12 protein-coding genes and 3 pseudogenes are annotated in these 25,123 nt (G+C 71.9%); 1 reads left to right on the forward strand and 14 read right to left on the reverse strand.

Annotation, left to right across the window (positions count from 1 at the left end; translation table 11 throughout):
• Nucleotides 1-14 precede the first annotated feature (14 nt).
• The 11 genes and pseudogenes from QQK22_RS08665 to QQK22_RS08710 all read right to left on the reverse strand — a co-directional run.
• A pseudogene (locus QQK22_RS08665) lies at nucleotides 15-645 on the reverse strand (DDE-type integrase/transposase/recombinase); the annotation flags it as partial.
• Between the two features lie 219 nt (nucleotides 646-864).
• Nucleotides 865-2,061 (reverse strand): DNA-processing protein DprA, encoded by a 1,197-nt coding sequence (gene dprA / locus QQK22_RS08670; RefSeq protein ID WP_284250562.1) that lies wholly within the window; start codon nucleotides 2,059-2,061, stop codon nucleotides 865-867.
• Nucleotides 2,054-3,577, reverse strand: coding sequence for a YifB family Mg chelatase-like AAA ATPase (locus QQK22_RS08675; protein ID WP_284250563.1), 1,524 nt, complete (start codon nucleotides 3,575-3,577; stop codon nucleotides 2,054-2,056). Before QQK22_RS08675 ends, dprA begins: the two co-directional genes overlap by 8 nt.
• Complete coding sequence (locus QQK22_RS08680; protein WP_284250564.1) at nucleotides 3,574-3,933, reverse strand: YraN family protein; 360 nt, start codon at nucleotides 3,931-3,933, stop codon at nucleotides 3,574-3,576. The genes QQK22_RS08675 and QQK22_RS08680 overlap by 4 nt, the downstream gene beginning before the upstream one ends.
• A gap of 255 nt (nucleotides 3,934-4,188) precedes the next feature.
• Nucleotides 4,189-5,358: a PKD domain-containing protein gene (locus QQK22_RS08685; protein WP_284250565.1), complete on the reverse strand. Its 1,170-nt coding sequence runs from the start codon at nucleotides 5,356-5,358 to the stop codon at nucleotides 4,189-4,191.
• The gene (locus QQK22_RS08690) at nucleotides 5,325-9,866 is read right to left on the reverse strand and encodes a GH92 family glycosyl hydrolase (protein WP_284250566.1); all 4,542 of its coding nucleotides are present in this window, start codon (nucleotides 9,864-9,866) and stop codon (nucleotides 5,325-5,327) included. The genes QQK22_RS08685 and QQK22_RS08690 overlap by 34 nt, the downstream gene beginning before the upstream one ends.
• 519 nt (nucleotides 9,867-10,385) lie before the next feature.
• Nucleotides 10,386-10,949, reverse strand: a pseudogene (locus tag QQK22_RS19260) (S-layer homology domain-containing protein); the annotation flags it as partial.
• Between the two features lie 309 nt (nucleotides 10,950-11,258).
• Nucleotides 11,259-11,555, reverse strand: a pseudogene (locus QQK22_RS19265) (PKD domain-containing protein); the annotation flags it as partial.
• Nucleotides 11,522-16,063 carry a GH92 family glycosyl hydrolase gene (locus QQK22_RS08700; protein WP_284250566.1) on the reverse strand — a complete coding sequence of 1,514 codons (4,542 nt, stop codon included), beginning with the start codon at nucleotides 16,061-16,063 and terminating at the stop codon, nucleotides 11,522-11,524. The gene QQK22_RS08700 and the pseudogene QQK22_RS19265, both read right to left, overlap by 34 nt.
• A 519-nt stretch (nucleotides 16,064-16,582) precedes the next feature.
• On the reverse strand, nucleotides 16,583-20,809 hold the full coding sequence (locus tag QQK22_RS08705; RefSeq protein ID WP_284250568.1) for a GH92 family glycosyl hydrolase: 4,227 nt from the start codon (nucleotides 20,807-20,809) through the stop codon (nucleotides 16,583-16,585).
• 32 nt (nucleotides 20,810-20,841) lie between these two features.
• The gene (locus tag QQK22_RS08710) at nucleotides 20,842-22,473 is read right to left on the reverse strand and encodes a discoidin domain-containing protein (RefSeq protein ID WP_284250569.1); all 1,632 of its coding nucleotides are present in this window, start codon (nucleotides 22,471-22,473) and stop codon (nucleotides 20,842-20,844) included.
• Nucleotides 22,474-22,681: 208 nt separating this feature from the next.
• Here QQK22_RS08710 and QQK22_RS08715 point away from each other — a divergent pair, with 208 nt between their 5' ends.
• Nucleotides 22,682-23,710, forward strand: coding sequence for a LacI family DNA-binding transcriptional regulator (locus QQK22_RS08715; protein ID WP_284250570.1), 1,029 nt, complete (start codon nucleotides 22,682-22,684; stop codon nucleotides 23,708-23,710).
• 7 nt (nucleotides 23,711-23,717) lie between these two features.
• Here the strand turns inward: QQK22_RS08715 and QQK22_RS08720 are convergent, their stop codons facing one another.
• From QQK22_RS08720 to lepB, 3 genes are read right to left on the reverse strand one after another with little or no spacing between them, the layout of a single operon-like run.
• Nucleotides 23,718-24,020 (reverse strand): DUF2469 domain-containing protein, encoded by a 303-nt coding sequence (locus QQK22_RS08720; RefSeq protein ID WP_284250571.1) that lies wholly within the window; start codon nucleotides 24,018-24,020, stop codon nucleotides 23,718-23,720.
• The gene (gene rnhB / locus QQK22_RS08725; protein WP_284250572.1) at nucleotides 24,017-24,745 is read right to left on the reverse strand and encodes a ribonuclease HII; all 729 of its coding nucleotides are present in this window, start codon (nucleotides 24,743-24,745) and stop codon (nucleotides 24,017-24,019) included. Before rnhB ends, QQK22_RS08720 begins: the two co-directional genes overlap by 4 nt.
• Nucleotides 24,742-25,074: a signal peptidase I gene (lepB, locus tag QQK22_RS08730; protein WP_284250573.1), complete on the reverse strand. Its 333-nt coding sequence runs from the start codon at nucleotides 25,072-25,074 to the stop codon at nucleotides 24,742-24,744. The genes rnhB and lepB overlap by 4 nt, the downstream gene beginning before the upstream one ends.
• Between the last annotated feature and the right edge of the window lie 49 nt (nucleotides 25,075-25,123).

Below are 25,123 nucleotides of genomic sequence, written 5' to 3' on the forward strand. Positions count from 1 at the left end.
ACCTGGTGGCAGCCCTCCGAACGAAGTGAATCGCCCTGGGTCTTGTAGAGGGTCGCGCTATAGGACTCCGACCGCCTGGTGGTGGTCGGTTCGGTCAGCATAGAAGGGCCTGCTCGTACTCGGCCGGTGGGACGTCGCTCGCCGTAGCGCAGCGAGGTGAATTGCGACTCGGCATCGCTGTGGCATCGCAGCCCCACCAAGTTCGTGCCGCGGGACCAGCGGGCCATCTCGCTCGCGTCCAGGACGGTCTCGGTCCGCAGCGTCGAGGCTGCCCGCCAGCCCACGATCACGCGGGAGTAGGCATCGATGATGAAGCAGACGTTGGCCACCCCGGCCCAGGTCGGGACACAGGTCAGATCTGTCACCCACAGTTGTTTCGCCGCCGTGGCAGTGAAGTGACGGGCGACTTGGTCGCGCCCGACCTTCAGCCCTGCCGGCAGGCCGCTGCAGCTCACGCCCGGGGTGACGCCGTCGTCTATGTCGGCCTGCCTGACCCAGCCCCGGACCGGCTCCCCCGTAGCCCGGCTGCGTGGCGACCCGGTGAACCGGGCCGTGCTCGGTCCCCAGCTCCACCCGCAGCGACCGGACCATGCGAACCGCTGCCGCCTTCTCCTGATCGGAGTAGCGCCTCGTGGTCGCCTTCCCCGCACTGTGCTCCTACAGCATGAGCCCATCCTCGTTCCCAAACTCAGGCGACTCCACGAAACCCAGGGCGATCCACGCTCTCCCTGGGCGATGCCACCTAGTACGCCGACCGTGATGGCGCCGCCGGCTCCTCTCCCGCTCCCCGACTCTCTCGCTGTCTCGCTCACACCCGCCCCCGCTCCCCCGCACCCAGCTGTGCGCCGTCGGCGCGATCGGTGGTCAGCGTGCCGTGCGCCGGTACCGGTCGCCCTCGCGCCGCACGTGTCCGGCCAGCTCCAGCGATCCCAGGGCGGCTCGCACCGCGCCGGGGGCCGCCCCCGCCACCCGGACGAGCGAGTCGATGCTCGCCCCGCCTCGAGCCGGCAGCGCCTCCCACACCCGCGCGTCCAGGGTCGAGACACCCGCCGGGACGTCGCCGGCGCGTCGCACGGCGGCGTCGTCGGGCTCGGCCGCAAGAGTCTCCCCGCCACCGGGAAGGAGCTCGCGCACCTGCGCGGCATCGCTGACGCACACCGCCACGCCCTCCCGGATGAGTCGGTGGCACCCGGCCGAGGCGGCCGACGTCACCGGTCCGGGCACCGCGGCCACTGGCCGCAGCAGCCGTGCGGCGTGCATCGCCGTCGACAGCGTCCCCGAGCGCCACCCCGCCTCGACCACGACGCACACCTGTGCCAGCGCGGCGATGAGACGGTTGCGCGTGAGGAAGCGCGACCGGCTCGGCGAGCTGCCCGGTCCCAGCTCGGCGACCACCGCCCCCTCCCGGGCGACCCGCGCCAGGAGGTCGGCGTTCCCCGCCGGGTAGAACCGGTCGAGGCCGCCCGCCATCACCGCCACCGTGGGGCCGCCGACGGCGAGCGCGGTCCGGTGCGCGACGGCATCGATCCCGAACGCCCCGCCGGACACGACGGCGAGACCCGAGTCCGCGAGGCTGGCCGCCAGCTCGCCGGTGACGTGCTCGCCGTAGCCGGTGCTGGCCCGGGCTCCCACGATCGCGACGGCACCCGTGAGCCCGCTCGCGTCCCGCCGCGCGTCCCCCGCCACCAGCAGCGCCGGGTCGCCGCGCACCCACAGGCAGTGCGGCGCGGCCGCCTCCAGGTCGTCCAGGGCCACCGGCCACGTCTCGTCCCCCGGCACGACGACGCTCCCGCCCACCCGGGCAATCCCGGCGATCTCCCGCTCCGGGTCGAGCCCGGCCAACCGGGGGCGCCACCGGGCTCGCGCCCGTGCCCAGACGTCCTGTCCCCACGGCGCGTCCACGGGCGGCGGCCCCGCACCCTCCCGCAACCACCGCAGGGCGTCGCCGTGGCCGAGCCCCTGCGTCAGCGCACCCGCCTGCAGGTCGCACGGTTCGGCCAGCCGGCCCCACGCCACCCGCGCGAGACGGTCCTCGTCGCCGGCTCGGCACCCCTCACCCATGGCTCCCCCGGATCCGCAGCGTCATGGCGGCCGCGACCTCGTCCGTCCCCGGCCGGTCCCGCCCCGCGAGGTCCGCGAGTGTCCACGCCACGCGCACCACCCGGTCGGCACCGCGCAGGCTCAGCGTCCCGCGGTCGACGGCGCGCGTCAGCCCCGCAGCAGCCTCGCGATCGAGACGGTGGTGGCGGCGCAGCCACGAACCGGGCACCTCGGCGTTGGTGCGCCACGGCGTACCCGCCCAGCGCCGCCGCATCCGCGCTCGGGCGGCGTGCACCCGAGCGGCGACGACGGCGGTCGACTCCCCCGAGTCCCCCGCGAGCACCGCCGCGTTGCTCGGCAGGACGTCGACCTGGAGGTCGACGCGGTCCAGCAGCGGACCCGAGAGGCGGGAGAGGTAGCGGCGACGCTGGATCGAGGTGCACGTGCACGCGGAACCGTTGCCGGAGCTGAGACCGCACGGACACGGGTTGGCGGCGAGGACCAGCTGGAACCGCGCCGGGTAGCGGGCCGATCCCGCAGCCCGGTCGATGACGAGATGACCGGACTCGAGCGGTTGGCGCAGCGTCTCCAGCACGCGGGTCGCGAACTCGGGCGCCTCGTCGAGCATGAGGACGCCGAGGTGCGCGCGCGAGGCCGCCCCCGGGCGGGGGATCCCGCTGCCGCCGCCCACCACGGCGGCGGCGCTCGCCGTGTGGTGCGGGGCCTCGAGCGGTGGCCTGGTGAGCAGCCCGCCGCTGGGGTCGAAGACACCCGCCACGGAGTGCAGCGACGTGACCTGGACGGCCTCGGCCTCGCTGAGGTCCGGGAGCAGGCCGGGCAGCCGCGAGGCGAGCATCGTCTTGCCGGTCCCGGGTGGACCGACGAGGAAGAGGTGGTGCGAACCGGCTGCGGCGACCTCCAGCGCGAATCGCGCGTCCGCCTGGCCGAGCACGTCGGACAGGTCGTTGTGGGCCAGATCCCGGGCCTCCGCGACCGCGACCGGCTCCGCGACGGGCACGGGTACCTCGACGTCACCGCCGTAGCGCGCCACGAGCTCGGCGAGGTGGGCCGCACCGGTGACCTCCGCCTCGGGGACCAGCGACGCCTCCGCCAGGTTGCCCGTGGGGACGACGACGCGGGTGAACCCCGCACGGACGGCCGCGTGCACGGCGGGCAGCACGCCCCGGACCGGGTGGATCCGCCCGTCGAGGCCGAGCTCACCCAGGTGCACCGCGCGCTCCGGCGCGTCGGGTGCGACACCCGCCGCCCGCAGCAGGGCCATCGCCATGGCGACGTCGAAGCTGCCGGCCTTCGGGAGATCGGCCGGCAGCAGGTTCACGGTGATGCGGCGCGGCGGGAACGTCAGCCCGCACGACTGGACGGCGGCCCGGATGCGCTCGCGCGCCTCGCTGATCGCGGCGTCGGGCCGGCCGACGACGGTGAATGCCGGAAGGCCGAGGGCGAGGTGCGCCTCGACCTCGACCACGTGGCCGTCCATCCCCAGCAGGCTGACCGCGCGGCTGCGCCCGATGCTCACCACCCCACCCCCGGGACGTGGGTGAGAGTGGGTGCGGCACCGCGCGGCCACAGGATGCCGACGACGTCGAGCCGCACCACCCGAGGCGCCACCGCGTGCGCGGTCAGCCACTGACCGGTCAGCCGACGCATGCGGGCGACCTTGGCCGGGGTCACGGCGGTGATCGGATCGCCGAATGTGGTGGTCGACCGCGTCTTCACCTCGACCATCACGAGATCACCGCCGTCGCGGGCGACGAGATCGAGCTCCCCGCCCTCACCGCGCCAGTTCCGTTCCAGCACCTGCCAGCCCTGCTCCACCGCCCACCGTGCGGCGAGGTCCTCGCCCCGCCTACCCAGGTCGTCCTTCTCGGCCACGTCGACCACCTCCGAACCCGAGCGTCGCAGCCTGCCGGGACGACCTCGCCCGGCCGGGGGACGACCGAGGCGACCCCGCACCCGGGCCTCCTGGGGACACCCGACGGCCGCGGAGCTCAGCGCCGGTGGAACACCGGTCGCGCACCAATGCCCTCGGGCACAGGTCCGCCCCGGCGCCGTGGTGGTGCCGGGGCGGACCTGTGTCCGGGGGTGGCGGGCACCCGACGTCACGACGTCGGGGCCGACCTCACCCCCTCACCCCAGGCGGTCCAACCGGTACACGAACGCGGCCATCGCGTCGCGGTTGATCGGGGTCAGCGGACGGTAGATCGCCGTCCCGTCGTTCCCCTTCCACCCGGTGGAGACACCCGAGGCCGCCAGCCAGGAGATCTCCCGGTAGAACTGGTTGCCCGGGTCCACGTCCGTGAACGCCGACGTCGCCGGCGCCTGGTAGTCACCCACCTGCGCGTACCGGAACAGGAACGCCGCCATCGCATCACGCGCGATCGGCTGCAACGGACGGAACGTCACCGACCCGTCCGCCTCCGCCCAACCCGTGGAGATCTTCTGCGCGTGCAACCACGCGATCTCCCTGTAGAACTGGTTGTCCGTGGCCACGTCCACGAACGGCGAGACCGTCGGCGCCGTGAAGTCCGGCGAGCCGGCCAACCGGTACAGGAACGCCGCCATCGCATCCCGGTTGATCGGCGCCAGCGGGCGGTACTCCCGCGTCCCGTCACCCAGCTCCCAACCCGTGGTCACGCCGCGCCCGGCCAGCCACGTGATCTCGTCGTGGAACAGCAGACCCGGCGGCACATCCACGAAGGTGAAAGCCGGCGGCAGCACCGTCAGCGCGGCCTCGGCCGCGACGCCCGACTCGCCGCCCAGCGCCGTGATCGTGGCCGTCCCCGGCTGCGTCCCCGCGGCGAGCGAGACCCTCAGGGCGAACGCCCCGTCGTCACCCGCGGTCACGGACTGCTTCTCCCCGCCCGGCAGGGTCACGGTCACGTCCTCACCCGCGGTGAAGTCGCGCCCGGTCACCGTGAGCGGCGCACCGACGACCACGGAGTCCGGTGACGCCTGGATCGTGGGCGGCGTCGCCGCGGCCTCGTCCTCGACGACGACCTCCAGCTCCACCGAGCGCGAGAGCGTGTCGTCGTCCACCGTGACCGTCACCGCGTAGGTCCCGGGTTCGGAGTAGGTGTGCGCGGCATTCACCACGCCGTCGGTGATCCCGGCGTCGTCGAGGTCGCCACCGTCGCCCCAGCTCACGCTCGCCCTCGCCCCTGGCGCACCACCAGTCACGTCCGCCAGCATCGCCGAGAGCTCCACACCCGTCGTGGCCGGGCCGACCTCGCGAGCCGTCACTGTCAACGGAGCGGCCGTCTCGATCACCGAGCGGTCCCCGTCGTCGGCCACAGCCATGAGGTGCACCGGTCCGGTCTGGCTCCCCCGGGTGGCAGGGTGAGCGATCGGAGCACCTTGGGCGCGCCCGCACCGTCCGTCGCCAGCGTGACCGGCGTCGTCGCGAACACGGAGGCGTTGGCATTGCCCGGAGCGCGCTCGAGACCGCGCAACCGGCCCTGCGACGTCCCGACCACGATGTTCCCGAAGGCGGGCGACGAGGCCCGGCTCACCCAGTCGCCGAACTGCAGCGGGACCTCCTGCGTGCTGCCGTCCGTGAACGTCAGCGTCGCGCGCAGGTTCTTGTCACCCCCGGTCGCCGTGCCGACGAACGAGAGCCGGGTGGCTCCCTCGCCGAGCTGCAGGTCGACGACCTGGCCCGCGTTGGTGACGGCGTCGGGTGAACCGGGCTCCAGCAGAGGCAGGTCGAAGCTCAGCCCCGTCCGACCGACGGAGACGGTCTCGCCCTGGACGAATCCCGAGGACGCCAACGTGGCGCGGTCGAAGGTGTAACCGCCGCCGTCGCACGACCCGGCCGTCCGTCCGAGATCGCCGATGCACACGGTCGAGCGCGCGCCGGTGAGGGTCTCGTCCCGCTCCACGACCACCCGGACGTCGAGGGTGGTGCTCACCCCACCGTTCGAGGCGGTGACGACGGCGTCGTACACGCCGGCACGCGCCAGCACGTGCGGCGCCGTCACGGTGAACCCACCGAGCTCACCGCGCGTCAGGGTGGCGGTGTGCGGACCCGTGCCGTCGCGGTAGTCCACCTCGACCGCGTAGTCCGCGGCGTCGGAGGAGGGTCCCACCAGGTTGGCGACGGGTGCGGCGACCTGCTGGCCCGGGGCGATCGTGATCGGCAGCGCCGGGGTCAGCGTCACGGTGTCCGCCACGCCCGAGGTCCCGAACAGCTCGACCTCGCTCAGCACCAGCGGGCCGGATGCCGACCTGATCGTCAGGCGGTACCGGGTCAGCGCCGTCGGGTCGGCGAGGGAGAAGGGCCGGGTCTGGGTGTCCCACCGGAACTCCTCGCCCGTCCGCGCGTCGAGCTCCGTCCACGTCTGCCCGTCCGTCGAACCCTCCAGGACCCAGGCGGCCGGGTCTCCGCTCCCACCGTTGGTCAGCGTGTAGCGGTCGATGATCACCGGTGCCCCGTTGGTCCAGGTCAGGACGGCCTCGTCTCCGGGGAAGGTGACCGAGGTGCGGGCGTCGTCGTCCACCAGCGCCGAGATGTCCGTGCCGTCCGCCGCGGCGAGCGACCCGTTCCCGGGCTTGGTGGCGTCGATCGGGATCGCGGGGACCTCGAGGTCCTCGCCCATGTCCTTGCTGCCCCAGTCCGAGGGCGTCTCGCTCATCGTGAAGGTGAGCTCACCACCGCCACGCACCAGGTCGCCGTCGAGCACGACGTCCTCGATCGGCTCACCGTCGAACGTGACACCGTCCACGTACACCTGGCCCTGCGAGGCACCAGGGGCCGAGACCACCAGGTCACCACCGGGCAACTTCAACGTCGCCCGGTCGAACATCGGCGACCCGATCGTGAAGTCACCCGAGCCCACCTGCAGGGGGTAGAACCCCAGCGCCGAGAACAGCTGCCACGACGACATCTCACCGTTGTCCTCATCACCCAAATACCCCTGGCCGATGTCCGCCCCCACGAACAGGCGCTTGTTGATGTCACGCACCAGCTCCTGCGTCGCCGACGGCTTGCCCGCCGCCGCATAGATGTACGGGATGTGGTGCGGCACCTGGTTGCTCATCCCCAGCAGACCCAGCCGTACATCGCGCGCTTCACGGGCTTCGTGGATGTTGGAGCGCTGGGCGGTCTCGGGCGTGGCGATGAACTCGTCCAGCACTCCCACCAGGTTCTCGCGGCTGCCGTAGAGGGCAGCCAGGCCGTCGACGTCGAACGGCACGTGGAACCCGAACGTCCAGGCCGTGGCCTCCGTGAAGTCGCCCTGCCAACGCAGCTTGTCGAAGTTCGCGTCGCCGGCGAACCGACCGTCGCGGTAGCGGGCGGTGAAAGTGTTGGCCTCGGTGTTGAACATGGTGGCGTAGTTCTTGGAGCGCGCGTCGAAGTACGCCGCCTCCTCCTGCAACGTCGCCACCCGCTCAGCGGGAACGCGCGGGTCCTGCGCCAGCGCCGCCGCCATCTGCGCGATGCCGAAGTCGTTGATGTACCCCTCGAGGCCCCACGACGCGCTCTCGTGCGTGCCCTGCTGGGTCCACCCCTGGAAGATCGACGTCTCCAGGCCTTTGCGGCCCACGGCGTTCGTCGCCGGCAGCACCGTGGCGTTCCGGATCGCCGCGTCGTAGGTCTCCAGGACGGCGTCGATGTCCCCACCGCTGCCGAGCGCACCGGCGAGGTAGGCGTCCGCGAACGCGACGTCCGAGCTCGTGCCCGTCATCAGGTCCGCATACCCGGGCGCCGACCACCGCGCGATCCACCCGCCGTCGCGGTACTGCTGGGTGAACCCGTCGATGAGCTCGTCGGCGAGCTCGGGGTAGAGCGTGGAGTAGAGCGGCCACGTCGTGCGGTAGGTGTCCCAGAACCCGTTGTTGACGTAGACCTTGCCGTCCTTGACCGGTGCGTTCGTCTGGGTCGCCGTCGCGGAACCCACGGTCGGGGAGACCGGGGAGGCGTAGCGGTAGACCGGCGCCTCCGCGGTGCCGGTGTTCTCGAACTGCGAGTTCGGGTACAGGTTCAACCGGTACAGGTTGGAGTAGGTCGTGACCCGCTGGTCCTGGGTCGCGCCCTCGATCTCCAGCACCTCCAGGCGCTCGTTCCACGCCGCCGTCGCCGCCGCCTGCACGTCCTCGAAGGACCGACCCGTGACCTCCAGGTCCAGGTTCTTATGCGCCTGATCGGCGGAGATGAACGACGTCGCGATCCGCAGCTCCACGGTGTCGTCGTCCGAGGTGTCGAACGCCGCGAACCGCGCGGAACCGTTCCGGTTGTCCACGCTCGTCGCACGCGCCTGCGTGGGCGTCGCGTCGAACTGGCCCGCCACGAACATACGCGTGCGCCCCGGGTAGCCCGAACCGCCCTCGACCCAGCCGCTGACCGTGCCGTCCGCGGCGACGTTCAGACCCGATGAACCCGCGACCTGGTCCACCAGGACCGACCCCGTCTCGCCGGGGAAGGTGAAGCGGTAGACGCCGCCGTGATCGGTGGGCGTCACCTCCGTCGTGATCCCGTTCTCGAACTCGACCGAGTAGATGTCCGGCCGCGCCGTCTCGTTCTCGTGCCGGAACGACAGCTCACGGTCGTCCAGCGCCGAGGTGGGGTTGGTCCCCAGCGCGGGCAGGACGGCGAGCTGGTTGCGGTCCTGCATCCAGATGCTCGGCTGGTGCGAGATCCCGATGCCCTCGAGCTCGGGGAGGTTACCCGGTCCGTTCTTGCGGTGGTACTCGTACAGCTCGCTGATGCTCGTGCCGTTGGTCATCGGGGTGAAGAAGTTGAATCCGTTCGGCCACGCCGTCGCCGGGAACGTCAGCCCCCGCGAGTAGTCGCCCGAGGAGTGCGACCCCCGGCGCGTGTCCACGAACGAGACCAGCCCGTCGGTGTCGTCGACCACGTCGATCGGCTCGACCGTGATGTCGTCCAGCCAGCCGGAGAACGACGTGGTCCCCTTGCCGTCGGGGTTGTCGTAGGCGAACGCGATCTTCTCGATCGTCCGCCCCACGAACGGCGTCAGGTCCACCCGGATCGAGTTCCACTGGTCCGGGAACAGCGCGTCGCTGCGACCCTGCTCCAGCGCGGAGGCGCCGTAACCGTTGCGGTCGGCGGCACCGGAGCTCGACAGCCGCGACCCGTCGTCGAAGACCAGGTCCACCGCCGCGTACATCGACGGGTAGCTCAGGTCGCCACCGAGGACCGGGAAGATGTCGTAGGTCAGCTGGTGACCGGGCTCGACCAGGATCTCGACGTCGAGCAGCGCGTTCGTCGCCTTCGCCGGTCCGTCAGCGAGGTGGAGGCCGGCGTAGCGCAGCGCGCGGGCGCCCGTGAAGCCGACCCCCGTCCGCGCCGTCTGGGAGAACGTCGGGCCGTTGCCGAGCTCGGTGACGATGGGCGCCGGGAACGTCGTGGCCGGATCGCCCAGCAGCTGCAGGTCGGCCAGCTGCGTGGCCGCCTCACCGTTGTTCGCCGTGATGTCGAGGCGGAACGCCGTGAACGCCGCCGCGCCCGTCACCTCGAACGTCTTCGTCACACCGCGGTTGGCCGCTGCGCCGTCCTGCCAGACCTGGGCGCTGCGGGTGTCCAGCGTGGTCCAGGTCGCGCCCCCGTCGTTCGACCCCTGCAGCGTGAAATCGCGCGGGTCGCGCCCGGGCGCGTCGTTGGCGGAGGTCAGCTGGTAGCTCGTCACGACCTGGGCGCTCGAGAGCTCGTACTGCAGCCAGGTGGCAGGCACGCCGTCGTACCACTTCGTGGCGCGGTCGTTGTCGGCAGCGCGGGCGGCGGTCTCGTTGGGGCGGTTCTCCCCGCGGGCGCTGACGGCGGTGATGAGCGGCGTCAGGCTGCCCGGCACCGCCCTGACCCCACCGACGTTCACCGGTGTGTCGAGCGAGGTGCTGGTCCGCGGTGCGGGTTCCCCTGCTCGAACGAGGTCGCGAAGGTGGTCACGGGTGCGGCACTCGCACCCGGGGCCACGAGGAACCCCGAGGCGACGAGCGCCGCCGCACCGAGACCTGCTGCGGCACGGCGCGAACGCGGACGCGATCGCCGTCGTGCATGGTGGTCAGTGGTCACAATTGTCCCCTTTGAGCGTTCGACGGAACCACCGTGGGGCGAACGGTGTGCGACGTCGGCGTCGCGAGTCCCGAGGTGACATCGCTGTCAGGACGGACAGTAGGTGACGCCCGCCCGTCCGTCCACCCCGTCCCGGGGGCCGGAGCGCCGGTGCGCCGGTGCGCCGGTGCGCCGGTGCGCCGGTGCGCCGGTGCGCCCGGGCACAGGTCCGCCCCGGCACCGTGGTGGTGCCGGGGCGGACCCTGCCCGGGAGTGGTGGGCACCCGACGTCACGACGTCGGGCGCCCACCTCACACACTCACCCCAGGCGGTCCAACCGGTACATGAACGCGGCCATCGCATCCCGGTTGATCGGGGTCAGCGGACGGTAGATCGCCGTCCCGTCATTCCCCTTCCACCCCGTGGAGACACCCGACTCGGCCAGCCAGGAGATCTCCCGGTAGAACTGGTTACCCGGATCCACGTCCGTGAACGCCGACGTCGCCGGCGCCTGGTAGTCACCCACCTGCGCGTACCGGAACAGGAACGCCGCCATCGCATCACGCGCGATCGGCTGCAACGGACGGAACGTCACCGACCCGTCCGCCTCGGCCCAGCCCGTGGAGATCTTCTGCGCGTGCAACCACGCGATCTCCCTGTAGAACTGGTTGTCCGTGGCCACGTCCACGAACGGCGAGACCGTCGGCGCCGTGAAGTCCGGCGAGCCGGCCAACCGGTACAGGAACGCCGCCATCGCATCCCGGTTGATCGGCGCCAGCGGGCGGTACTCCCGCGTCCCGTCACCCAGCTCCCAACCCGTGGTCACGCCGCGCCCGGCCAGCCACGTGATCTCGTCGTGGAACAGCAGACCCGGCGGCACATCCACGAAGGTGAAAGCCGGCGGCAGCACCGTCAGCGCGGCCTCGGCCGCGACGCCCGACTCGCCGCCCAGCGCCGTGATCGTGGCCGTCCCCGGCTGCGTCCCCGCGGCGAGCGAGACCCTCAGGGCGAACGCCCCGTCGTCACCCGCGGTCACGGACTGCTTCTCCCCGCCCGGCAGGGTCACGGTCACGTCCTCACCCGCGGTGAAGTCGCGCCCGGTCACCGTGAGCGGCGCACCGACGACCACGGAGTCCGGTGACGCCTGGATCGTGGGCGGCGTCGCCGCGGCCTCGTCCTCGACGACGACCTCCAGCTCCACCGAGCGCGAGAGCGTGTCGTCGTCCACCGTGACCGTCACCGCGTAGGTCCCGGGTTCGGAGTAGGTGTGCGCGGCATTCACCACGCCGTCGGTGATCCCGGCGTCGTCGAGGTCGCCACCGTCGCCCCAGCTCACGCTCGCCCTCGCCCCTGGCGCACCACCAGTCACGTCCGCCAGCATCGCCGAGAGCTCCACACCCGTCGTGGCCGGGCCGACCTCGCGAGCCGTCACTGTCAACGGAGCGGCCGTCTCGATCACCGAGCGGTCCCCGTCGTCGGCCACAGCCATGAGGTGCACCGGTCCGGTCTGGCTCCCCCGGGTGGCAGGGTGAGCGATCGGAGCACCTTGGGCGCGCCCGCACCGTCCGTCGCCAGCGTGACCGGCGTCGTCGCGAACACGGAGGCGTTGGCATTGCCCGGAGCGCGCTCGAGACCGCGCAACCGGCCCTGCGACGTCCCGACCACGATGTTCCCGAAGGCGGGCGACGAGGCCCGGCTCACCCAGTCGCCGAACTGCAGCGGGACCTCCTGCGTGCTGCCGTCCGTGAACGTCAGCGTCGCGCGCAGGTTCTTGTCACCCCCGGTCGCCGTGCCGACGAACGAGAGCCGGGTGGCTCCCTCGCCGAGCTGCAGGTCGACGACCTGGCCCGCGTTGGTGACGGCGTCGGGTGAACCGGGCTCCAGCAGAGGCAGGTCGAAGCTCAGCCCCGTCCGACCGACGGAGACGGTCTCGCCCTGGACGAATCCCGAGGACGCCAACGTGGCGCGGTCGAAGGTGTAACCGCCGCCGTCGCACGACCCGGCCGTCCGTCCGAGATCGCCGATGCACACGGTCGAGCGCGCGCCGGTGAGGGTCTCGTCCCGCTCCACGACCACCCGGACGTCGAGGGTGGTGCTCACCCCACCGTTCGAGGCGGTGACGACGGCGTCGTACACGCCGGCACGCGCCAGCACGTGCGGCGCCGTCACGGTGAACCCACCGAGCTCACCGCGCGTCAGGGTGGCGGTGTGCGGACCCGTGCCGTCGCGGTAGTCCACCTCGACCGCGTAGTCCGCGGCGTCGGAGGAGGGTCCCACCAGGTTGGCGACGGGTGCGGCGACCTGCTGGCCCGGGGCGATCGTGATCGGCAGCGCCGGGGTCAGCGTCACGGTGTCCGCCACGCCCGAGGTCCCGAACAGCTCGACCTCGCTCAGCACCAGCGGGCCGGATGCCGACCTGATCGTCAGGCGGTACCGGGTCAGCGCCGTCGGGTCGGCGAGGGAGAAGGGCCGGGTCTGGGTGTCCCACCGGAACTCCTCGCCCGTCCGCGCGTCGAGCTCCGTCCACGTCTGCCCGTCCGTCGAACCCTCCAGGACCCAGGCGGCCGGGTCTCCGCTCCCACCGTTGGTCAGCGTGTAGCGGTCGATGATCACCGGTGCCCCGTTGGTCCAGGTCAGGACGGCCTCGTCTCCGGGGAAGGTGACCGAGGTGCGGGCGTCGTCGTCCACCAGCGCCGAGATGTCCGTGCCGTCCGCCGCGGCGAGCGACCCGTTCCCGGGCTTGGTGGCGTCGATCGGGATCGCGGGGACCTCGAGGTCCTCGCCCATGTCCTTGCTGCCCCAGTCCGAGGGCGTCTCGCTCATCGTGAAGGTGAGCTCACCACCGCCACGCACCAGGTCGCCGTCGAGCACGACGTCCTCGATCGGCTCACCGTCGAACGTGACACCGTCCACGTACACCTGGCCCTGCGAGGCACCAGGGGCCGAGACCACCAGGTCACCACCGGGCAACTTCAACGTCGCCCGGTCGAACATCGGCGACCCGATCGTGAAGTCACCCGAGCCCACCTGCAGGGGGTAGAACCCCAGCGCCGAGAACAGCTGCCACGACGACATCTCACCGTTGTCCTCATCACCCAAATACCCCTGGCCGATGTCCGCCCCCACGAACAGGCGCTTGTTGATGTCACGCACCAGCTCCTGCGTCGCCGACGGCTTGCCCGCCGCCGCATAGATGTACGGGATGTGGTGCGGCACCTGGTTGCTCATCCCCAGCAGACCCAGCCGTACATCGCGCGCTTCACGGGCTTCGTGGATGTTGGAGCGCTGGGCGGTCTCGGGCGTGGCGATGAACTCGTCCAGCACTCCCACCAGGTTCTCGCGGCTGCCGTAGAGGGCAGCCAGGCCGTCGACGTCGAACGGCACGTGGAACCCGAACGTCCAGGCCGTGGCCTCCGTGAAGTCGCCCTGCCAACGCAGCTTGTCGAAGTTCGCGTCGCCGGCGAACCGACCGTCGCGGTAGCGGGCGGTGAAAGTGTTGGCCTCGGTGTTGAACATGGTGGCGTAGTTCTTGGAGCGCGCGTCGAAGTACGCCGCCTCCTCCTGCAACGTCGCCACCCGCTCAGCGGGAACGCGCGGGTCCTGCGCCAGCGCCGCCGCCATCTGCGCGATGCCGAAGTCGTTGATGTACCCCTCGAGGCCCCACGACGCGCTCTCGTGCGTGCCCTGCTGGGTCCACCCCTGGAAGATCGACGTCTCCAGGCCTTTGCGGCCCACGGCGTTCGTCGCCGGCAGCACCGTGGCGTTCCGGATCGCCGCGTCGTAGGTCTCCAGGACGGCGTCGATGTCCCCACCGCTGCCGAGCGCACCGGCGAGGTAGGCGTCCGCGAACGCGACGTCCGAGCTCGTGCCCGTCATCAGGTCCGCATACCCGGGCGCCGACCACCGCGCGATCCACCCGCCGTCGCGGTACTGCTGGGTGAACCCGTCGATGAGCTCGTCGGCGAGCTCGGGGTAGAGCGTGGAGTAGAGCGGCCACGTCGTGCGGTAGGTGTCCCAGAACCCGTTGTTGACGTAGACCTTGCCGTCCTTGACCGGTGCGTTCGTCTGGGTCGCCGTCGCGGAACCCACGGTCGGGGAGACCGGGGAGGCGTAGCGGTAGACCGGCGCCTCCGCGGTGCCGGTGTTCTCGAACTGCGAGTTCGGGTACAGGTTCAACCGGTACAGGTTGGAGTAGGTCGTGACCCGCTGGTCCTGGGTCGCGCCCTCGATCTCCAGCACCTCCAGGCGCTCGTTCCACGCCGCCGTCGCCGCCGCCTGCACGTCCTCGAAGGACCGACCCGTGACCTCCAGGTCCAGGTTCTTATGCGCCTGATCGGCGGAGATGAACGACGTCGCGATCCGCAGCTCCACGGTGTCGTCGTCCGAGGTGTCGAACGCCGCGAACCGCGCGGAACCGTTCCGGTTGTCCACGCTCGTCGCACGCGCCTGCGTGGGCGTCGCGTCGAACTGGCCCGCCACGAACATACGCGTGCGCCCCGGGTAGCCCGAACCGCCCTCGACCCAGCCGCTGACCGTGCCGTCCGCGGCGACGTTCAGACCCGATGAACCCGCGACCTGGTCCACCAGGACCGACCCCGTCTCGCCGGGGAAGGTGAAGCGGTAGACGCCGCCGTGATCGGTGGGCGTCACCTCCGTCGTGATCCCGTTCTCGAACTCGACCGAGTAGATGTCCGGCCGCGCCGTCTCGTTCTCGTGCCGGAACGACAGCTCACGGTCGTCCAGCGCCGAGGTGGGGTTGGTCCCCAGCGCGGGCAGGACGGCGAGCTGGTTGCGGTCCTGCATCCAGATGCTCGGCTGGTGCGAGATCCCGATGCCCTCGAGCTCGGGGAGGTTACCCGGTCCGTTCTTGCGGTGGTACTCGTACAGCTCGCTGATGCTCGTGCCGTTGGTCATCGGGGTGAAGAAGTTGAATCCGTTCGGCCACGCCGTCGCCGGGAACGTCAGCCCCCGCGAGTAGTCGCCCGAGGAGTGCGACCCCCGGCGCGTGTCCACGAACGAGACCAGCCCGTCGGTGTCGTCGACCACGTCGATCGGCTCGACCGTGATGTCGTCCAGCCAGCCGGAGAACGACGTGGTCCCCTTGCCGTCGGGGTTGTCGTAGGCGAACGCGATCTTCTCGATCGTCCGCCCCACGAACGGCGTCAGGTCCACCCGGATCGAGTTCCACTGGTCCGGGAACAGCGCGTCGCTGCGACCCTGCTCCAGCGCGGAGGCGCCGTAACCGTTGCGGTCGGCGGCACCGGAGCTCGACAGCCGCGACCCGTCGTCGAAGACCAGGTCCACCGCCGCGTACATCGACGGGTAGCTCAGGTCGCCACCGAGGACCGGGAAGATGTCGTAGGTCAGCTGGTGACCGGGCTCGACCAGGATCTCGACGTCGAGCAGCGCGTTCGTCGCCTTCGCCGGTCCGTCAGCGAGGTGGAGGCCGGCGTAGCGCAGCGCGCGGGCGCCCGTGAAGCCGACCCCCGTCCGCGCCGTCTGGGAGAACGTCGGGCCGTTGCCGAGCTCGGTGACGATGGGCGCCGGGAACGTCGTGGCCGGATCGCCCAGCAGCTGCAGGTCGGCCAGCTGCGTGGCCGCCTCACCGTTGTTCGCCGTGATGTCGAGGCGGAACGCCGTGAACGCCGCCGCGCCCGTCACCTCGAACGTCTTCGTCACACCGCGGTTGGCCGCTGCGCCGTCCTGCCAGACCTGGGCGCTGCGGGTGTCCAGCGTGGTCCAGGTCGCGCCCCCGTCGTTCGACCCCTGCAGCGTGAAATCGCGCGGGTCGCGCCCGGGCGCGTCGTTGGCGGAGGTCAGCTGGTAGCTCGTCACGACCTGGGCGCTCGAGAGCTCGTACTGCAGCCAGGTGGCAGGCACGCCGTCGTACCACTTCGTGGCGCGGTCGTTGTCGGCAGCGCGGGCGGCGGTCTCGTTGGGGCGGTTCTCCCCGCGGGCGCTGACGGCGGTGATGAGCGGCGTCAGGCTGCCCGGCACCGCCCTGACCCCACCGACGTTCACCGGTGTGTCGAGCGAGGTGCTGGTCCGCGGTGCGGGTTCCCCTGCTCGAACGAGGTCGCGAAGGTGGTCACGGGTGCGGCACTCGCACCCGGGGCCACGAGGAACCCCGAGGCGACGAGCGCCGCCGCACCGAGACCTGCTGCGGCACGGCGCGAACGCGGACGCGATCGCCGTCGTGCATGGTGGTCAGTGGTCACAATTGTCCCCTTTGAGCGTTCGACGGAACCACCGTGGGGCGAACGGTGTGCGACGTCGGCGTCGCGAGTCCCGAGGTGACATCGCTGTCAGGACGGACAGTAGGTGACGCCCGCCCGTCCGTCCACCCCGTCCCGGGGGCCGGAGCGCCGGTGCGCCGGTGCGCCGGTGCGCCGGTGCGCCGGTGCGCCGGTGCGCCCGGGCACAGGTCCGCCCCGGCACCGTGGTGGTGCCGGGGCGGACCCTGCCCGGGAGTGGTGGGCACCCGACGTCACGACGTCGGGCGCCCACCTCACACACTCACCCCAGGCGGTCCAACCGGTACATGAACGCGGCCATCGCATCCCGGTTGATCGGGGTCAGCGGACGGTAGATCGCCGTCCCGTCATTCCCCTTCCACCCCGTGGAGACACCCGACTCGGCCAGCCAGGAGATCTCCCGGTAGAACTGGTTACCCGGATCCACGTCCGTGAACGCCGACGTCGCCGGCGCCTGGTAGTCACCCACCTGCGCGTACCGGAACAGGAACGCCGCCATCGCATCACGCGCGATCGGCTGCAACGGACGGAACGTCACCGACCCGTCCGCCTCGGCCCAGCCCGTGGAGATCTTCTGCGCGTGCAACCACGCGATCTCCCTGTAGAACTGGTTGTCCGTGGCCACGTCCACGAACGGCGAGACCGTCGGCGCCGTGAAGTCCGGCGAGCCGGCCAACCGGTACAGGAACGCCGCCATCGCATCCCGGTTGATCGGCGCCAGCGGGCGGTACTCCCGCGTCCCGTCACCCAGCTCCCACCCGGTCGTCACGCCGCGCCCGGCCAGCCACGTGATCTCGTCGTGGAACAGCAGACCCGGCGGCACATCCACGAAGGTGAAGGCCGGCGGCAGCACCGTCAGCGTCGCCGTCGCCTCGACGTCGGAGAGCGCACCGCGCGCGGTCACCTCCACCGCACCCGGCTGGGTCCCCGCCGGCAGGGTGAACACGTGCGTGAACGCACCCTCGGCGTCGGCGGTCACCGACCGCGTCTCCCCACCCGGCAGCGTCACCGTCACCGTCTCGTCCGGGGCGAAGTCCGCACCGGTCAGCGTGACCTGCGCGCCGACCACGACCGCCCCGGGCGCGACGGCGAGGCTCGGCAGATCCACCGGCACCTCGTCCTCGACCACGACCTCCACGTCGACGGAGCGCGAGAGCGCCCCGTCGTCCACGGTCACGGTGGCGGTGTAGGTGCCGGCCTCGGCGTAGGTGTGCGCGGCGCTCACGACGCCGTCGACCACCTCCGCGTCGGCCAGCTCGCTCTCGTCGCCCCAGCTCACGCTCGCGCTCGCCCCGGCCGCGCCACCCGTGACGTCGGCCAGCGCCGCCGAGAGCTCCACACCCGTCGTCGCCGGACCGACCTCGCGGGCGGTCACCGTCAGCGGCGCGATCGCCGAACGGTCGCCGTCGTCGGCCACCGCCATGAGGTGGATACGACCCGAGCGGACCTCTCCGGTCGAGGTCGGGAGCGTCAGGCTCGCGACCTCCTTGGGCTCACCCGCGTCGTCCGTGTCCAGCTCGACCGGCGCCGTGGCGTAGACCGACGTCCGCTTGACCGTCGACTCCGCACTCACACCCGAGAGCCGCCCGTTCGACGTGCCGACCACGACGTTGCCGAAGACGGGCGCACCGGAGGCGCCGACCCAGTCGCCGAACTGCAGCGGCACCTCCTGCGTGCTGCCGTCCGTGAATGTCAGCGTGCCCCGCAGGTCCTTGTCGCCCTCGTTCGCCGTGCCGACGAACGAGATGCGCGTCGCACCGTCGCCGAGCTGGAGCGCCACGGTCTGACCGGCGTTGCTGACCGCGTCGGGACGACCGGGCTCCACCAGCGGGAGGTCGAAGCTGAGCCCCGCCTCCCCCACCTCGATGGTCTCGCCCTGGACGAACCCGGTCGAGGCCAGCTTGGCGCGGTCGTAGGTGTAGCCCTGACCGTCGCACGACCCGGCCGTCCGGCCGAGGTCACCGATGCACACGGTGGTGAACGACCCCACCAGGGTCTCGTCCCGCTCGACGCGCACCCGCACCGTGGCGGTCGCGTTCTCCTCGCCCAGCGTCGCGGTCACGACGGCGTCGTACACGCCCGCCCGCTCCAGGGCGTGCGGCGCCGTCACGACGAACCCGCCCAGCGACCCGGGCGTGAGCGTCGCGGCGTGCGGCCCCGTGCCGTCGCGGTAGTCGACCTCGACGGCGTAGTCCGCGGCCTCCGAGGACGGTCCGGCCACGCTCGCGAGCGGCGCGACCACCTCGGCCCCGGGCGTGGAGACCACGCCCGGCAGCGGGGTGAGGACGAGCGACTCCGCCTGCCCCGGGCTCGCGAACAGCTCGAGCTCGCTCAGCACGAGCGGACCCGTGGCGGCCGAGATCGTGAGCCGGTAGGAGACGTGGACCGCGGGCTCGGCGACGGCGAACGGCCGCGTCTGGGTGTCCCACGGGAACTCCTGACCGGCGCGCTCGTCGAGCACGATCCACGTCTCGCCGTCGTCGCTGCCCTCCAGCACCCAGTCGGCCGGGTGGCCGCCCTCGCCGTCCGTCAGCGTGTAGCGGTCGACGGCGACGGGCACCCCGCCGCTCCAGGTCAGGACGGCCTCGTCACCGGGGAAGGTGACCGCGGTGCGGGCGTCGTCGTCCACCAGCGCGGAGACGTCGGTCCCGTCGGCCGCCGTCAGCGTGCCGTTGCCGGGCTTGGTGGCGTCGACAGGGATGGCGGGGACCTCGAGCTCCTCGGTCATGTCCTTGCCGCCCCAGTCCGAGGGCGTCTCGCTCATCGTGAAGGTGAGCTCACCACCGCCACGCACCAGGTCGCCGTCGAGCACGACGTCCTCGATCGGCTCACCGTCGAACGTGACACCGTCCACGTACACCTGGCCCTGCGAGGCACCAGGGGCCGAGACCACCAGGTCACCCCCGGGCAGCTTCAACGTCGCCCTGTCGAACATCGGCGACCCGATCGTGAAGTCACCCGACCCCACCTGCAACGGGTAGAACCCCAGCGCCGAGAACAGCTGCCACGACGACATCTCGCCGTTGTCCTCGTCCCCCAGGTACCCCTGGCCGATGTCCGCCCCCACGAACAGGCGCTTGTTGATGTCACGCACCAGCTCCTGCGTCGCCGACGGCTTGCCCGCCGCCGCGTAGATGTACGGGATGTGGTGCGCGACCTGGTTGCTCATCCCCAGCAGACCCAGACGCACGTCACGCGCCTCGAAAGCCTCGTGGATGCCGGAGCGCGCGATCTCCGGGGTCGTCATGAACTCGTCGAGCACGTCGACGAGTCCCTGCCGGCCGCCGTAGAGCGCGGCGAGCCCGTCGACGTCGAACGGCACGTGGAACCCGAAGGTCCAGGCGCTGGCCTCGGTGAAGTCGCCACCCCATGCCAGCTTGTCGAAGTCCGCACCCGCGGCGAAGTCCCCGTTCCGGTACCGCGCCGTGAAGGTGTTCGCCTCCGGGTTGAACATCGTCACGTAGTTCTTCGAGCGCGCCTCGAAGTAGGCGGCCTCCTCGGCGAGGGTCGCGCGACGCTCGGCCGGGACCCGCTCGTCCTGCGCCAGCGCCGCCGCCATCTCGGCGATGCCGAAGTCGTTGATGTAGCCCTCCAGGCCCCAGGACGCGCTCTCGTGCGTGCCCTGCTGCGTCCAGCCCTGGAAGATCGACGTCTCCAGACCCTTGCGGCCCACGTTGTTCGACGGCGGCAGCACCGTGGCGTTCTTGAGCGCGGCGTCGTACGTCTCCAGCACCTGCTCGATGCTCTCGCCGCTGCCGAGCGCGCCGGCGAGGTAGGCGTCGGCGAACGCGACGTCCGAGCTCGTGCCGGTCATCAGGTCGGCGTAGCCCGGGGAGGACCAGCGCGCGACCCAGCCGCCGTCGCGGTACTGCTGCGTGAACCCGTCGACGAGCTCCTCCGCGAGCTCCGGGTAGAGGGTCGAGTAGAGGGGCCACACCGTGCGGTAGGTGTCCCAGAACCCGTTGTTGACGTAGACCTTGCCGTCCTTGATCTGGGCGTTGGTCTGCGTGGCGGTCGCGGAACCCACGGTCGGGGAGACCGGGGAGGCGTAGCGGTAGACCGGCGCCTCCGCGGTGCCCGTGTTCTCGAACTGCGAGTTCGGGTACAGGTTCAGGCGGTACAGGTTCGAGTACGTCGTGACGCGCTGGTCCTGCGTGGCGCCCTCGATCTCCAGCACCTCCAGGCGCTCGTTCCACGCCGCCGTCGCCGCCGCCTGCACGTCCTCGAAGGACCGACCCGTGACCTCGAGGTCCAGGTTCTTGCGCGCCTGATCCTGCGAGATGAACGATGTCGCGATCCGCAGCTCGACGGTGTCGTCGTCCGAGGTGTCGAACGCCGCGAACCGCGCCGACCCGTTCCGGTTGCCGGTGGTCGTCGCGCGCGCGTCGGTCGGCGTCGCGTCGAACTGACCCGCCACGAACATCCGGGTCCGGCCGGGCCAGCCCGACCCGCCCTCGACCCACCCGCTCAGGGTGCCGTCGGCGCCCACCGTCAGGCCCGAGGTGCCGTCGACCTGGTCGATCAGGACCGACCCGGTCTCCCCGGGAACGTGAAGCGGTAGACGCCGCCGTGGTCGGTGGGCGTGACCGCCGTCGTGATCCCGTTCTCGAACGCGACCGAGTAGATGTCGGGACGCGCCGTCTCGTTCTCGTGCCGGAACGACAGCTCACGGTCGTTCAGGGTCGAGGTGGGGTTGGTCCCCAGCGCGGGCAGGACGGCGAGCTGGTTGCGGTCGCCCATCCAGATGCTCGGCTGGTGCGAGATCCCGATGCCCTCGAGCTCCGGGAGGTTGTCGGCACCGTTCTTGCGGTGCCACTCGTAGAGCGTGCCGTGCGTGCCGGCGTCGGTCATCGGGGTGAAGAAGTTGAACCCGTTCGGCCACGCCGTCGCCGGGAACGTCAGCCCGCGCGAGTAGCTGCCCGAGGAGTGCGAGCCCCGGCGCGTGTCCACGAACGAGACCAGCCCGTCGGTGTCGTCGATCACGTCGATCGGCTCGACCGTGATGTCGTCCAGCCAGCCGGAGAAGACCGTCCCGGCGGCACCGTCCGGGTTGTCGTAGGCGAAGGCGATCTTCTCGATCGTCCGACCCGCGAACGGCGTCAGGTCCACCCGGATCGAGTTCCACTGGTCCGGGAAGAGCACGTCGGCCTGCCCGTGCGAGCGCGCCGAGGCCACGTAGCCGTTGCGGTCGCTCGCCCCCGAGGTCGACAGGCGGGTCCCGTCGTCGAAGACCAGGTCGACGGCGGCGTACGTCGAGGGGTAGTCGAGGTCGCCCCCGAGGACCGGGAAGATGTCGTAGGTGAGCTGGTTGCCGGGCTCGACCAGGATCTCGACGTCGAGCAGCGCGTTCGTCGCGCTGGCCGGACCATCGGCGACGTGCGAACCGCCGTACCGCAGCGCCCGCAGACCGCTGTAGCCGACCCCGGTCTTCGCCGTCGGCGAGGAGACCGGACCGTTGCCGACCTCGGTGACGATCGGGCTCAGCGGGACCTCACCCGTCGCGTCACCGATCAGCTGGAGCTCGGCGAGCTGGATCAGGTTCTCACCGTTGTTCGCGGTGATGTCGAGGCGATAGGTGGAGTACGCCGCCGCCCCCGCCACCTCGAACGTCTTCGTGACTCCGCGGTTCGCCTGGCTCCCCTGCTGCCAGACCTGGCCGGTGCGCGTGTCGAGCGTCGTCCAGGTGGCGCCGCCGTCGTTCGACCCCTGCAGGGTGAAGTCGCGCGGGTCGCGCCCGGGGGCGTCGTTCGCGGACGTGAGCTGGTAGCTCGTCACGACCTCGGCGTCTGACAGCTCGTACTGCAGCCAGGAGGCGGTCGCGAAGTCCAGCCACTTGGTGCTGCGGTCGCCGTCGGCGGCGCGGACGGCCGTCTCGTTCGGTGCGTTCTGACCCCGCGCCGTCACGGCGGTGATCAGCGGTGTCAGGCTGCCGGGCTCCGTCAGGACGCCGGTGACGTTGACCGGCGGGTCGAGGGCGGTGCTGACCGCGGCCGGCGGATCGCTCTGCTCGAACGAGGTGGTGAAGGCGGTCACGGGTGCGGCACTCGCACCCGGGGCGACGACGAGCCCCGACCCGAGGAGCGCTGCCGCCCCGAGCCCGGCGGCGCCGCGCACGGCACGTCGCCGCGCGCGGGATGGATGGTTCATGGTCATGTCGTCCCCTTCAACGACGGCGGGCACGCCAACCCGCGGGCGAGGTGGTCGGTGGCATCGGCGCCACGTGACCGGCGTATGACATCGCTGTCATGATGGGACAGAGCCTAGGCGACGGTTCCGCGGGCGTCCACCCCCGACCTGCCACGGCTCCCGCGGCCGGGCGCGGCGCGACGCGCGCGCCGCCCGTCTCGGGCACAATCGCCCCGTGCCGCAGCAACTCGACCTCCCGCCGCGGGCGACGCTCGCCCAGGTGGCCGACCGCGCCGGCGTCAGCCTGAAGACCGCCTCGCGCGCGCTGGGCGGTGAGCCCTACGTCCGCGACGGCACCCGGCAGGCGGTGCTGACGGCGGCGCGCGAGCTCGGCTACCGCCGCAACGTCGCCGCGAGCCTCCTCGCCCGCGGGCGCGTGTCGGAGACGGTCGGCCTCATCACGGGCAGCTTCGCGAACCCGTTCTACTCCGCCCTCGCGCAGGGCATCGAGGACGCGGTGCGCGAGCACGGCCTCCTCCTGTCCGTGGCGAGCTCCGGCGAGGAGCCCGAGCGGGAGTGGGAGCTCGCGCGGCACCTCGCCGAGCACCAGAGCAAGGCGATCGTCGTCGCCAGCGCGATGCCCGACCACGAGCCCTACGCCGGGCTCGTCGCCGCCGGTACGCCCGTCACCTTCGTCGACCGCCGTGCGCGCGGTGTGGCGAGCGACTCCGTCGTCTTCGCCGACGTCGAGGGTGGCCGCCTCGCCGCCCGCCACCTCCTGCGCCACGGCCACCGGCGCATCGCGTTCATCGGCGACTACGAGTGGCTCCCCACGCAGCTCGACCGGCTCGCCGGGGTGGCCGACGAGCTCGCGACGGCCGGGCTCGAACCGGTGGCCCCCTGGACCAGGCTGGGCCTGCACGACGCCGGCGCCGCGCACGCCCACGTCGCGGCGATGCTCCGGGCGCCGGAAGCCCCTACCGCCGTGATCGCCGGCAACAACCGCATCCTGCTCGGTCTCGTGGAGGCCCTCACGGGTTACGACGCGGGCCCGCCGCCCGCGACGATCGGTTTCGACGACGTCGACTGGGCACGGGCGATCGGACAGACCGTCATCGTGCAGGACCCGATCGCCATGGGTCGGACCGCCGGCGCCCTGGTGCTGGCGCGGCTCGACGACCCCGACCTGCCCGTGCGGACCGAGGTCATCGGCGTCGACCTCGTGGCGCGGGGCTCGGGCGAACGACCGCCACGGGTCGGCTGAGCGAGGCTCAGGGCATCTGCAGGTCGGCCTTCGACAGCTCCTCGACGTTGACGTCCTTGAACGTCACGACACGCACCTGCTTCACGAACCGGGCGGAGCGGTAGACGTCCCAGACCCAGGCGTCGCTGAGCGTCAGCTCGAAGAAGACCTCGCCGCCCGCCGAGCGCACCTGGAGGTCGACGTTGTTGGCCAGGTAGAACCGGCGCTCGGTCTCCACCACGTAGGCGAACAGCCCGACGACGTCGCGGTACTCGCGGTAGAGCGCGAGCTCCATGTCGGTCTCGTAGTTCTCCAGGTCCTCGGCGCTCACGGGACCATCATGCCCTCCCGGGCACGGGCGTCCCCCACCCCGGGCAGCCGCCAGGAGCGGCGGTGCTCGACGGACGGACCGTGCTGGGTGAGCGCCGCGAGGTGCGAGGCCGCGGCGTAGCCCTTGTTGGCGACCCAGTCGAAGCGGCCGTCGCGCTCGTGGGCCGCGCGCATCAACGCGTCCCGCTCCACCTTCGCCAGCACGCTCGCGGCGGCGACCGAGGCGCACGTGAGGTCGGCCTTGATGCGCAGGTGGACCGGTGGCGCCTCCTCGACATCGGCGTCGAGGTCGCCGTCGAGATCGGCGGCCGCGAACAGGTCCCGCGGCGTCGAGAGCCAGTCGTGGTTGCCGTCCAGGAGCACGACGGCGGGGGCGCGGCCGACCTCGCGGGTCACCTGCGCGAGCGCACGGCGCCCGGCGAGCCGCAGCGCCGCGATGATCCCCACCGCGTCGATCTCGTCCGGGCTCGCGTGCCCGACGGCGCACGCCGTCGCCCACCGCCGGATCGGGGCGCACAGCCGCTCCCGGGCGGTCGCCACGACCAGCTTGGAGTCCCGCAGCCCCGCGGGCTGGCGCCGCGTGAGCGGGCCGACCACGCAGACGCCGACGCTGACGGGTCCGGCGAGGGCACCGCGGCCGACCTCGTCCATCCCGGCCACCAGCGCCCCCGCGTCGAGCCCGAGCTCGCGCTCCAGCCGGAGCGACGGCGGCCGCCCCGCGGTCACGAGGGGTCCGGGACCTGCTCGAAGGTGGCGCCGGGGTTGCGCAGCACGCTCCAGCGGTCGGCCGGCCAGATGATCGAGTTCGCGACGCCGACGACGTTGTCCATCGGCACCATCCCCCCGCCGGGCTCGCCCTGGTGGAACCGGGAGTCGGAGGAGTTGGGGCGGTTGTCGCCGAGCACGAAGAGCCGGTCGGCGGGCACGGTGACCGAGAACGTCTGCAGGCTCGGGACCGCGCCGTCGATGACGTAGGGCTCGTCGATCGGCACCCCGTTGACGCTGATGCGGCCCTCGGCGTCGCAGCACTCGACCGTGTCGCCGGGCAGACCCACGACGCGCTTGATGAGGTGCGACCCCGTGTTCGCGGGCAGGAGACCGACG

Source organism: Litorihabitans aurantiacus (assembly GCF_030161595.1).
Lineage (GTDB): Bacteria > Actinomycetota > Actinomycetes > Actinomycetales > Beutenbergiaceae > Litorihabitans > Litorihabitans aurantiacus.

What these genes read in the sequence shown, in the direction of transcription:
- dprA (WP_284250562.1), bottom strand. Translation starts at nt 2,061, where the DNA reads ATGGGTGAGGGGTGCCGAGCCGGCGACGAGGACCGTCTCGCGCGGGTG.
- QQK22_RS08685 (WP_284250565.1), bottom strand. Translation starts at nt 5,358, where the DNA reads ATGGCTGTGGCCGACGACGGGGACCGCTCGGTGATCGAGACGGCCGCT.
- QQK22_RS08710 (WP_284250569.1), bottom strand. Translation starts at nt 22,473, where the DNA reads ATGACCATGAACCATCCATCCCGCGCGCGGCGACGTGCCGTGCGCGGC.